Consider the following 11,675-nt stretch of genomic DNA (forward strand, 5'->3'; position numbering starts at 1 on the left):
GGAGGCGCGACCACCGCTTCATTCGCAAACGTTGAGAGGGGCGAGGCCTCACCACGAGTCGATCTCCCCCCTTGAGGGGGAGATGTCCGGCAGGACAGAGGGGGGTGAGCCGCATACGCCGAAGTGCTAAAGCGGCTCTGATCTACACCCGCCCCATCACCCCCGCCATCTGATAAAGCGCCAGCCCCGAAGCCGTCCCCGCGTTCAGGCTATCCAGCTGCGGCGACTGCGCAATCCGCGCGGTATGAAACCGCGAGAGCACCGATTGCGGCAACCCCTCGCCTTCTGTGCCGATCACCAGCGCCATGCGCTGTGATCGGGGAATATCGCGTATCTCCGTCTCGCCATTCGGAGACAGGCTCCAGATAGCAAACCCCGCCTCGCAAAGCCGCTCCAGCATGTCCACCGCCCCGCCACCGCGATGATAGGGAACCGACAGCACCGAGCCCACGGAAACCCTGAGCGCCTTGCGATAAAGCGGGTCGCAACACGTCTCGTCCAGCAGCACCGCATCGGCGTAAAAGGCCGCCGCATTGCGGAACATCGCGCCGAGATTATCGTGGTTGGAAATGCCGCAGCCGACAAGCACCAGGGAAGATGCGGGAAGTGCCGCCGTCATTTCTTCCAGTCCGCGATCCTGAACCCGCCGTCCGAGCGCCAGAATGCCGCGATGCAGGTGAAAACCGACGATGCCGTCCAGCACCGGCGCTTCCGCCACATAGACCGGCACATCCGGCGGGAAATCCGCAAGGATATCCGCAACGCCGGAAAGGCGGTTGCGCAGGATCAGGATGCTCTCGGCTGCAAATGCGCCTCCCGCTTTGTGGGCGGCGGCCAGCATGCGCAGCACCACCGTGCCTTCCGCAATGAACCGACCTTGACGGCCGGTGAGATCACGCTCGCGAATATCGCGAAACGCGGCGATGCGCGGATCGGCGGGATCCTCGACCGGGATCAGCGGTCGCCCCTCCAGCAGGTTATTGGCCTCACTGGCCATCGACCGTCACATCGGCGAGGAACCGGCCGGTCGCAACATTGAAGACCAGCGCCTTGCGGGTGCCATTGGAGAGCCGGCCATAAAACAGCATGTCGCCGCCGGAATAGCTGACGTTGTCGATCGTGAAGCCCTGCGGCAGGCTGGCGGTGACCGCCATCGGGCCATTGCCGGTGGGAACGGCAAGGTTCGGCGCTTCCGCCTGTGTCTGAACCGCCTTCGACGGCCCCATCGCCTTGTAGACAACCGCACCGAAGACAGCCATAAGGCTGATAAACATCACGGAGCCCGACACGATCTGCAAACGGATCATCTTGCGGCGAACTTTTTCCATGGCCGGATCAAGCGGCTTGTCTTCCTGTTCGTCTTGCTCGATCTGCGTCATCGGGTTCCCTGAAATGCTGATGGATCGGAAAAATAAGAATGAACGACCCCTTTAAACAAGGCGGAGACGCAAGGAAAGTCCTGATTGCCGGGGAAGACGCCGAAGGCCGCCTCGATTCATGGCTGGCAGGCGAGGTGGGCGGCGACTTCTCCCGCAGCCGCCTGAAGGCGCTGATCGAACAGGGCGCGGTTTCCCTCAACGGCAATCCGGTGACGGAGCCGAAGAAGAAGGTGCATCCCGGCGACCGTATCGAAATCGTCATGCCCGAGCCGGAAGACCCGGAACCCAAGGGCGAGGACATTCCGCTCGACGTGGAATATGAGGATGAAGACCTGATCGTGCTGGTCAAACCGGCCGGTCTCGTTGTGCATCCGGGCGCAGGCAACTGGACCGGCACGCTGGTGAACGCCCTCATCCACCATTGCGGCGACAGCCTGTCCGGCATTGGCGGCGTCAAGCGTCCGGGCATCGTGCACCGGCTGGACAAGGAAACGTCAGGCGTCATGGTCGTTGCCAAAAACGACAATGCCCACCGCCATCTCGCCGCGCAATTTGCCGATCATGGCCGCACCGGCCCGCTGGAGCGCGCCTACAAGGCCGTCGTCTGGGGCCGCCCGCGAACCCTGCGCGGCACCATCGACGCAGCACTCGGCCGCAGCACCGACCGCACCAAACGCGCCGTCAAACACGAGGATGCCGACGATGCCCGCGAGGCGATCACCCATTACGAGGTGATGGAGCGTTACCATGAGCGGCCGGACGCCACCTGCCTCGCCTCCATGGTGGAATGCCGGCTGGAAACCGGCCGCACCCACCAGATCCGCGTTCACATGGCCCATATCGGCCATCCGCTGATCGGCGATCCCGAATATGGCGCGGCCTTCCGCACCAAGGCGAACCTTCTCGAAGAACCGGCCAAAAGCGCCGTCCGCGGCTTTCCGCGCCAGGCCCTGCATGCCTATCTGCTCGCTTTCGAACATCCGCGCACCGGCGAGGTGATGGAATTCGAAACCGACCTGCCCGAGGACATGGAAGCGCTGACCGCCGCATTGCGTGGCTGAAAACCTGCATGGCGCGGTCAAAAAACCGCGCCATGCATTTCGCCGGAAGCCCCGGATAATAAAAAAAGATTAGCGGATAGCGATATTCCGCAGTCGGTCCTTTTTATAGACCGCCCCAATTTCGCTTCAATCGTCACACCTCCTCGGCCCCGCAAAGCCTGAAATCGCGGCCATTAAACCGTGACGATTTCAAGCCTGCCAAATAAAGCGCAGAGACGCCATTCGTTCGATCCGCCCCGAACGGAACCGGCATGATGACGGGATCTATCGCATGAATATCGAAGACCGCCGGTTTATATTTCAGGAGTTGCGCAGCGTCGAAGGTTATATCGACCCGCCCGATGCGCTCGTCTTCAAAGCGCTGTTGCAGGCCCAGACGAAAAGCGGCCTCCATGGCGGCCTGGCGGAAATCGGCGTTTATTATGGCCGATCCTATTTCCTGCTGCGCAAATTCGCGCAGCCGCAGGAAAAGGTTCTGGGCGTCGACTTGTTCGATCTCGACCCGCCGGAAGACGGCAGCCTCGACCAATATGAGCGCCTGATGGAAAACGGCCGCCGGCTGGACTTTCCAATGGACGAGAACCTCATCATCAAGGGCGACAGCACCCGGCTGGCGCCCGCCGATATCACCTCCCGCATCGGCCCCGCCCGCTTCTTCAGCATTGATGGCGGCCACACCCTGCACCATGTGCTGGCCGATGCGAAACTGGCCATGGAGGTGATCGCGCCGCATGGCGTCATCGTCTTCGACGACACTTTCAACCCCGCCTGGCCGGAAGTGACGGTGGGCGTCGCCGATTTTCTGCGCACCCATGGCCATAGCCTCGTCTGCTTCGGCATGACGAAATACAAGACCTATGTCTGTCACCGGGAATTTCACGCCACCTATGCTGCTGCCATCGCCGCCGATCACGATCTGCAAGCGCTTTCCCATGTCGAAACGCAGTTCCTCGGCTCGAAGGTGGTGCGCCTGCACAATCCCATGCGCAGACGGGTGATGTATGAACTGATGGTGCGCTCCGGCCTTGGCGGCTTCTCGGAACGAATCTACCGTTCGAAAGTTAAACAGATCAAGGAAGGTGTGACTGGAATATAACGTATGTGTGAACGCAGCGTTCGCTTGAAACGCGGCGGGCGCGTACATATTTGTCACATGGGTTCGTGCGGGGTCGGTAACGACCCGCAGCTTACGGTGTGCCTCGGGCGGGTGATTTGCCATGCCAAAGAGGGTGCCGTTCCAGACCATAGATAAGGGGGTGCTTTATGGCCCGCAATAGTTTGCCTACGATTACAGCCGGCGAAGCCGGCCTCAATAGATATCTCGACGAAATCCGTAAATTTCCGATGCTGGAGCCGCAGGAAGAGTACATGCTGGGCAAGCGTTATGCCGAGCATGGCGACCGCGACGCCGCACACAAACTCGTCACCAGCCACCTGCGTCTTGTTGCCAAGATCGCCATGGGTTACCGCGGTTACGGCCTGCCGATCGGCGAAGTCGTGTCCGAAGGCAATGTCGGCCTGATGCAGGCGGTGAAGAAGTTCGATCCGGAACGCGGCTTTCGTCTGGCCACCTACGCCATGTGGTGGATCAAGGCCTCGATCCAGGAATATATCCTGCGCTCGTGGTCGCTGGTGAAGATGGGTACGACCGCCAACCAGAAGCGTCTGTTCTTCAACCTGCGCCGGCTGAAAGGCCGCATCCAGGCGATTGACGATGGCGATCTGAAGCCGGAACACGTCAAGGAAATCGCCACCAAGCTGCAGGTGTCGGAAGAAGAAGTCATCTCGATGAACCGCCGCCTGCATGGCGACGCATCGCTGAATGCGCCGATCAAGGCGTCCGAAGGCGAGTCCGGCCAATGGCAGGACTGGCTGGTGGACGACCATGACAGCCAGGAAGACGTGCTGATCGAGCAGGACGAGCTGGAAACCCGCCGCCGCATGCTTGCGAAAGCCATGGGCGTGCTGAACGAGCGCGAACGCCGCATCTTCGAAGCCCGCCGCCTTGCCGAAGACCCGGTGACGCTGGAAGAACTCTCATCCGAGTTCGACATCAGCCGCGAACGCGTCCGCCAGATCGAGGTTCGCGCCTTCGAGAAGGTGCAGGAAGCGGTGCAGAAGGAAGCGCTGGAAGCCGCGCGTGCATTGCGCGTGGTGGATGCGTAAGCGCTCCTTAAAACGCTAGTCGACATAAAGCCCGCAGATCGCAAGACCTGCGGGCTTTTTGTTTGAAACCGGCGTTATTCAAGACGGTAGGTGCAGCCCCCTCATCGCCTCGCTGCGCTCCGGCACTTCTCCCCGGCGGGGAGAAGAAGCTGGGGCACCGTCTCATTCCACAGGGGATTTCAGACTGATGCTTTGAGAGGTCGATAGGTTGCCGCAAATTCTTCTCCCCGCCGGGGAGAAGTGCCGGAGCGTAAGCGAGGCGATGAGGGGGCCAGCTCTCGGCAAGCCCCCGGATCATCACTGTCCGGTCGTCGGCGTTGCCGCCGCCCATTCGCTGAGCGCCTTGTCGAAGGCGGCGATGCCGTCATTGCCCTTTTGCAGGGTCAGCAGCGCACGCCGGCCATTGCGATAGGAAACCGGAATGTCGATCCAGTTGCGACTCTTCAGAAGCTCCAGATTGGTCTTCATCGCATCCGGGAAATCGTTGAGCGCAATCATGTGGAAATCGTCGGTGATCTTGGCCGGAACCGCAATCAGGGCGTTGCCGCGATCCTGCTCGGTGCTCTTCATCGCGATGCGCTGGACGCTGTCGATAGCGCCGCCTTCGAAGCCGGGCGATACCGAGAAGACGATCTCGATCAGATGGCTGGCCGGCAGCGACGGGTCGGTATTGCGCTTGAAGGTGATCAGTGCGCTGAGGCCACGGCCGGGAACGTTGATCTGACCCTGCACGGTGGGCGAAGGTTTGCCATCGCCGTCATTTTCCTGCTGCAGCGACCAGGAAACGCTGCCCTGAATGGCGGTCGGCACCGTCTGACCCAGCACTTCCTCATAAAGGAACATGCGGTCGCCGGCGGCGGCGGCGGGCTGCTGCGCCGGCGTGCCGGCAGGCGTTCCGGCTGGCGCACCGGCATTATTGGCCGGAGCCTCGCCCGCAGCCGGCGGCGCGACATTCTGCTCATAGACCGACTGGCCTTCGGCGGTAACGGGCTGGCCGTTCGCGCCCGGCGCAGGTCCCTCGTCCCGCTCTGTGCCGTCGGCCAGAAGCCGCTGGGTGAACTTGGTGCCGGTGACGGAGCCGTCATCGCCATGGGCCGGCGTCTGTTGGTTGGTCGGGGACGTCGGCTGCTGCCCCGTGGCGGGCGGCTGCTGGGTCGCCGGCGGTGTCGAGGTCTGCGCCTCACCCGTCCCGTTCGAAGCCGTCTCGCTTGAGCCGCCGTTCTGTGCGGAGCTGACCAGCCCGCCGACCATATCGTTCAGCGCATCGCGGTTCATCCACACGGCATAACCGCCGCCGGCTAGCAGCGCCACGCCGGCAAGGGCAAGCACCACCGACGCATAATTGCGACGCGGCTTCTTCTTGACCATATAGGCGGGCGTCGCGACGGCAGCGCCCACACCATTCGGTTCGCCCGGAGCCTGACTAGTCGAGGACGACGCGCCGTCATAACCGATCAACTCGTCCAGATCGTCCCAGGGCGTGCGTTCCTTATTGTCCTTTGCCGCTGCCTGATCGCCGAAGAGATCGTTATCGGCGCGCGGCAGCGCTGGCGCGTCCTTCGGCGGAATGGCGATATCCGCATCCTGGAAATAGGACGAAAAATCCTCGACCACGGCTGCCTTTTTCGGGGCCTGCTCTTCCGTCTGGCGATGTTCGTCGAAATCGTGCCGGCCACCAAAGGCGGGCGCGTGCTCCACGGCGGCGGGGCCGAAATGGTCGTCCGCCTCGCGACGCTCATGCTCGTCGTAAGGGGCCGGCTCGAAGCTTACCTCCGGTTCCTGGTAATGCTGAGCGGCATAACCGGCAACGAGCGGACCTTCGTCGGTCTCGTTACGAACCTCTTCATATTCCTCTCCGGCCGGACGCACATCGTCGTCCTGCGCGTCCTCGAGCTTGCGCCAGTCGTCCTCATCCACCGGCTGCGCCCAATGGGACGGAACGGAATCATCAGCAGGGGCGGGCGCCGTTTCAGGCTCCACATAGTCATCCTGCGGCTGGTGAGCCGGCTCTTCTTCCGTACGGACGAAATAGGTGCCGACGGCTTCGTCGGAGCCGTGTGCCGGAGCGTGAGCGGCATGAACCGTTTCCGGCGCATCATAAAGCTCTTCCGGCTCGCGGCCGCCGTGATGCGGCTCCTCATCGGCAGCGGTGTCAGCGTGCCGGGGCTCTTCCTCTTCGACCGCGTCTTCGTAAACCGGCTCCGATTGCGTGGGTTCAGCGGCTGCCGGTTCTTCGTAGACCGGCTCGTGCCGCGCCTCTTCCCGGTCTGCATCCTCCGCCGGCTCGGCGGCGCGGGCGTCGTCTTCGTCGGCGGAATCCTGCTGGTAATAGGACGCCGCCGTCTCTTCCGCAGCGGGAGAGACAGCGTCATCTTCCTCCAGCGCCGGAAGCGCCTCTGCATATTCGCTGTCCACCTCGGCGATTGCGGCGTCCAGCTTGGCGATCTGCCGGCGCAACAATTCTTCCGGCGGACGTGGCTTCATATTCTCGAGCTGGCGCACAACAGCACTGCGCGCCTTGTCGTAAACCTTCGCCCGGTTTTCGGGAGTATTGTTCGCCAAGCCATCCACGGCCTTGCGAATGACTGCTACAAAATCCGCCATAAGCACTTTCTCGTCGTGACCGGCGACGTACCGGCCCGATATGGTTTATGAATCTAGATCGCCGAGGACATTAATCCTCAAACGGATCAGTCACAAGTATGGTGTCGTCACGCTCCGGACTTGTCGACAGAAGCGCGACAGGCGCCCCGATCAATTCCTCGACCTGACGGACATATTTGATTGCCTGAGCAGGCAAATCCGCCCATTTTCGGGCACCGACGGTAGATTCCTTCCAGCCTTCCAGTGTGACGTAGATCGGCTCGACCCGCGCCTGCGCGCCCTGGCTTGCCGGAAGATGATCGATTTCCTGCCCGTCCAGCTTGTAACCGACGCAGATTTTCAGCTCGTCGAGACCGTCGAGAACATCGAGCTTGGTGAGCGCGATGCCGGTAATACCGTTGGTGGCGACCGACTGGCGCACCAGTGCGGCATCGAACCAGCCGCAGCGGCGCTTGCGGCCGGTGACGGTGCCGAATTCATGACCCTTTTCGCCCAGGAACTGGCCGATCTCGTCGTTCAGCTCGGTCGGGAACGGACCTTCGCCAACACGGGTGGTGTAGGCCTTGGTGATGCCGAGAATGTAACCCAGGGAACCCGGACCCATGCCCGAACCGGCAGCGGCCTGACCGGCAACCGTGTTGGAAGAGGTCACGTAAGGATAGGTGCCATGGTCGATATCGAGCAGCGACCCTTGAGCGCCTTCGAACAGGATGCGCGCACCGGCGCGGCGCTTCTTGTCGAGCAGCAGCCACACGGTTTCGCTGAACGGCAGGATGCGTTCGGCAATCGAGCCCAGTTCTTCCATGATCGTCTCATGCGCCACTTCAGCCGCGCCGAAACCGCGACGAAGCGCATTGTGATGCGTGAGGATGCGGTCGACCTTGGCGGAAAGCGCCTCCATGTCGGCCAGATCCATGACGCGGATGGCGCGGCGGCCGACCTTGTCTTCATAGGCCGGGCCGATGCCGCGGCGGGTGGTGCCGATCTTGGTGCCGCTGTTGGAGGCCGCATCTTCGCGCATGCCGTCCAGTTCTCGATGCAGAGAAAGAATAAGGGTGGCGTTGTCGGCGATGCGCAGGTTTTCCGGCGTGACCTTGACGCCCTGCGCTTCCAGACGGCCGATTTCGGCGATCAGGGCATGCGGATCGACCACGACGCCATTGCCGATGACGGCAAGCTTGCCGGGACGCACGACGCCGGACGGCAGGAGCGAAAGCTTGTAGCTGATGCCATCGATGACAAGCGTATGGCCGGCATTATGGCCGCCCTGATACCGCACGACGACATCTGCCCGCTCGGACAGCCAGTCGACAATCTTGCCTTTGCCTTCGTCGCCCCATTGCGAGCCGACCACCACAACATTCGTCATTTCTTGCTTTCCTGCTCATGGCGCTTGCACGCCCGATAACCCGATGGGAAACCCAAACCCGCGAATGTATACTGCGTTGTTTTACGGAAAGCGACCCTGTTTCTTATGGAGAATTTTGCTTTTTCCGTGACAAGACGCGGATTTCCCGCATTATCTCGCCCCGTGGGGGCCAAGCGCGGGCGCAAGGCCGCCATCCACCCCTCTCCGTTTTCCCACCCATTGAAGAAGCGAAACATCAGCGTGCCTTCGAAAGCCTATATCGCCCTCATCATCGCCACGCTCTGCTGGGGCGGCAACACCGTTGCCGGAAAGCTGGCCGTCGGCCACATCAGCCCCATGGCCTTCACCTTCCTGCGCTGGGTCTTCGCCGTCGCCATCATCTTCGCCATTTCCGTGCCGCAACTCATCAAGGACTGGCCGGTGGTGAAACAGCGCCTGCCCTATTTCTTCGTGCTCGGCAGTGTCGGTTATACCGCCTTTAACGTGTTTCTCTACACGGCCCTGCAACACACCTCGGCCATCAATGCCGCCGTCATCCAGGCCGGCATTCCCATGGTCATCTTCGTCCTGAACTTCATACTGTTCCGCACCCGCGTGCTGTTCGGCCAGATCGCCGGCTTCTGTCTCACCATCGCCGGTGTGGCGCTGCTCGCCTCGCATGGCGATCCGGTCTCGTTGCTGCAACTGGAAATGAATGTCGGCGACGCCGTCATGCTGCTCGCCGTGCTTGTTTATGCGATCTACACCGTCATCCTGCGCTGGAAACCGGCCGTCGACTGGCGCACGCTGATGGCCATCCCCGCCTTCTTCGCGCTCCTCACCTCGGTGCCGCTGGTCTTCTGGGAAATCTCCCGCAACAGCGTCGTCTGGCCGGATCAGAAGGGTTGGGTGCTGGTGGTCTATGCCGGCATTTTTGCCTCACTCGTCGCGCAGATCCTGTACATCAAGGGCGTGGAACAGATCGGCGCCAACCGCGCCGGCCTCTTCATCAACCTTGTGCCTGTCTTCGGCACGCTGCTGTCCGTCTTCGTGCTCAGCGAAACGCTGCACACCTATCAGATAGCCGCACTCATCATGGCGCTGGCGGGCATTGCCGTCGCAGAACGAAAAAAATCGCCGGCTTCCTGAACCAACAGGGTCAGGAAAACCGGCGCAGTCTGGCAGGCATGAAAGAATGGAGCATCGGATCGCAAACTGTTTCCGATGCTCGAACCAAAGGTCAAAGCGCGGTTTCGCGCTCTGCCGGAGAAAAGACGGCGTTGCCAAGGACGATATCGCCCCTGTCGGTGGTAACGATCAGCACTTTTTCGAGCGATCCGTCATTGTTCAGCGAAAAGGCGAGGCGCAGCGCGCTGGAGGACCAGCCGGCGCCGGCAAGGGCCGTGCGCTTGATGGCGGCGCAATCACCGCAATCGCCAAGGCTCAAAGACGGCGTTGCCGGAACATCGGTTGCAAAACCGGAGACATAATCGTCGAGCGCGCCCATTGTGGCGTTCACGTCGCGGTTGACGCGCAGCAGTTCCTCACGGCGCTCGACCGTCAGCGGCGCTGCGATGGCAGAGACGCACTGGCCGGCGGAAAGAACGCAACCGTCGAAACCATCAGGCGCGGAAACACCGATCTGCGTCACGGCGGATTTCTCGACGGCGGCGAAACCGCGGGCAAAACCGGCAGCGCCAGCAGCGTCGGCATGGTTGGACATGGAAGCAACGGCAATTCCGCAGATGGCGGCAGCAATAATCTTCTTCAGCATTTCATACCCCGTTTGCGATCCGCCGGCTTGTGCCGGTCTCGATTTCTGTTTTGTGGAGCGCCTCTTGCAAGGGCCGCTCTCCGTCTGTGATCCCACAATGGCACAGCACTGTTTTCAGGCGCTTTAAGCCGATTGCTACAATTTTATCGGTTTTGATTTTTGGGACACCGAGCACATTTTCAGACATGCGCCGATGCCGTCGCCGCGACAGTCGCGGCAACGTGGCGGGAGAGAAAGGGCCGCATCGCTGCGGGGCATGGATTGGTATTGGAGGGTTTGCAGACGATGCGGCCCGGCTCCGATATTTTAACCTGTAACGCACCCGCCAAACCGGTTCCTGTTTGGAAGGAGGTCACATGCCGGCCGCCTTAACCGTGACATTGGGAAACTCCCCAGTCTCGGCCGCCTGCCCCGCCCATCTCGCGCCGCGCGCACGTTTGATGACCGGTATGGAGACAAGCCTACCGCGCAGATAGACACCGGGGATGCACGGGGAAGAAAAAAGTCGAAAGATGACAGGAAGCGACGATGCGCGGCTGGTTTTGCCCCATCCCCGCCACAGGAATTTTCAGCGGGTTAACGGCCGCGCGATGTCAGGCATTTGAATTAACCTTGTCTTAAAACCCGACGTTAATGGTTAGCAATTTAAGAATAACGGAACGAAAGGGTTCCGTTATGCGTGGCGTATTTGCCGTTGTTTTTCTGATGCTCGTCCTGGCCGGCTGCGCCACCGCACCGTCGCAGGTCACCAATGCCTGTGCGATTTTCGAGCAGCGGAACGGCATCTTCAACAACTGGCGGCGTGATGCCAAGGCGGCCGAGCGCGAATTCGGCGTGCCCGTGCCGGTCATGATGGCGACGATCTACACCGAATCCGCCTTCCGCCCCTATGCACGGCCGCCGCGCACCAAACTCTTGGGTTTCATTCCCTGGAAACGCCAGTCGAGCGCCTATGGTTATGCACAGGCGCTGGACGGCACATGGAGCGTTTACCAGCGCGAAACCGGCCGCTGGTCGGCAAGCCGCACCGATTTCACCGATGCGATCCATTTCGTCGGCTGGTATCACGCCAAGAGCCGGCGCGAAAACGGCATTGCGCTGAACGACCCCTATAATCTCTACCTCGCTTATTATTCCGGCCATGCCGGTTATGCGAAGGGCAGCTGGCGCAACAATTCCGCGGTCCAAAAGGCCGCCCGCCGCTCCGCCAACATGGCGATGCGTTACGAGGCGCAGTTGCAGCAATGCGGATATCGCTGAGGCGAGACTGGACAAGTTCACTCGAGAACAAGGGACGGAGTAGCAACCACCTCCGTCATCCTCGGGCTTGACCCGAGGATCCA

10 protein-coding genes are annotated in these 11,675 nt (G+C 61.4%); 5 read left to right on the forward strand and 5 right to left on the reverse strand.

Annotated features, from left to right (window positions below; genetic code table 11):
• Positions 1-142 precede the first annotated feature (142 nt).
• Positions 143-997: a TrmH family RNA methyltransferase gene (locus O9X91_RS06330; RefSeq protein WP_269833968.1), complete on the reverse strand. Its 855-nt coding sequence runs from the start codon at positions 995-997 to the stop codon at positions 143-145.
• Entirely contained in the window at positions 987-1,379 is a 393-nt protein-coding gene (locus O9X91_RS06335) for a hypothetical protein (RefSeq protein ID WP_137410868.1), read from the reverse strand. The genes O9X91_RS06330 and O9X91_RS06335 overlap by 11 nt, the downstream gene beginning before the upstream one ends.
• Before the next feature lie 38 nt (positions 1,380-1,417).
• On the opposite strand from O9X91_RS06335, the gene O9X91_RS06340 reads away from it, so the two are divergent.
• The 3 genes from O9X91_RS06340 (at position 1,418) to rpoH (ending at position 4,606) form a co-directional block, all read left to right on the forward strand.
• Positions 1,418-2,440: an RluA family pseudouridine synthase gene (locus O9X91_RS06340; protein WP_269833967.1), complete on the forward strand. Its 1,023-nt coding sequence runs from the start codon at positions 1,418-1,420 to the stop codon at positions 2,438-2,440.
• A 271-nt stretch (positions 2,441-2,711) separates the two neighbouring features.
• Positions 2,712-3,536 carry a class I SAM-dependent methyltransferase gene (locus O9X91_RS06345; RefSeq protein ID WP_077981407.1) on the forward strand — a complete coding sequence of 275 codons (825 nt, stop codon included), beginning with the start codon at positions 2,712-2,714 and terminating at the stop codon, positions 3,534-3,536.
• A 167-nt stretch (positions 3,537-3,703) separates the two neighbouring features.
• A complete protein-coding gene (gene rpoH, locus O9X91_RS06350) occupies positions 3,704-4,606 on the forward strand; it encodes an RNA polymerase sigma factor RpoH (RefSeq protein ID WP_080789876.1) in 903 nt (300 codons plus the stop codon).
• 297 nt (positions 4,607-4,903) lie between these two features.
• Here rpoH and O9X91_RS06355 read toward each other — a convergent pair whose 3' ends face one another.
• Positions 4,904-7,210, reverse strand: a complete 2,307-nt coding sequence (locus O9X91_RS06355; RefSeq protein ID WP_269833966.1) for a hypothetical protein — start codon at positions 7,208-7,210, stop codon at positions 4,904-4,906.
• A 70-nt stretch (positions 7,211-7,280) separates the two neighbouring features.
• Positions 7,281-8,579: an adenylosuccinate synthase gene (locus O9X91_RS06360; protein ID WP_077981405.1), complete on the reverse strand. Its 1,299-nt coding sequence runs from the start codon at positions 8,577-8,579 to the stop codon at positions 7,281-7,283.
• 240 nt (positions 8,580-8,819) lie between these two features.
• Between O9X91_RS06360 and O9X91_RS06365 the strand changes: the two genes are divergently transcribed.
• A complete protein-coding gene (locus O9X91_RS06365) occupies positions 8,820-9,707 on the forward strand; it encodes a DMT family transporter (RefSeq protein WP_162520557.1) in 888 nt (295 codons plus the stop codon).
• A gap of 91 nt (positions 9,708-9,798) precedes the next feature.
• On the opposite strand, the gene O9X91_RS06370 is transcribed toward O9X91_RS06365, so the two are convergent.
• The gene (locus O9X91_RS06370; protein ID WP_142913615.1) at positions 9,799-10,332 is read right to left on the reverse strand and encodes a transglutaminase-like cysteine peptidase; all 534 of its coding nucleotides are present in this window, start codon (positions 10,330-10,332) and stop codon (positions 9,799-9,801) included.
• Positions 10,333-11,007: 675 nt separating this feature from the next.
• Between O9X91_RS06370 and O9X91_RS06375 the strand changes: the two genes are divergently transcribed.
• The gene (locus O9X91_RS06375; protein WP_142913614.1) at positions 11,008-11,592 is read left to right on the forward strand and encodes a transglycosylase SLT domain-containing protein; all 585 of its coding nucleotides are present in this window, start codon (positions 11,008-11,010) and stop codon (positions 11,590-11,592) included.
• Positions 11,593-11,675: the final 83 nt, after the last annotated feature.

Origin of the sequence: Agrobacterium salinitolerans (genome assembly GCF_027498475.1) — a bacterium.
Lineage (GTDB): Bacteria > Pseudomonadota > Alphaproteobacteria > Rhizobiales > Rhizobiaceae > Agrobacterium > Agrobacterium salinitolerans.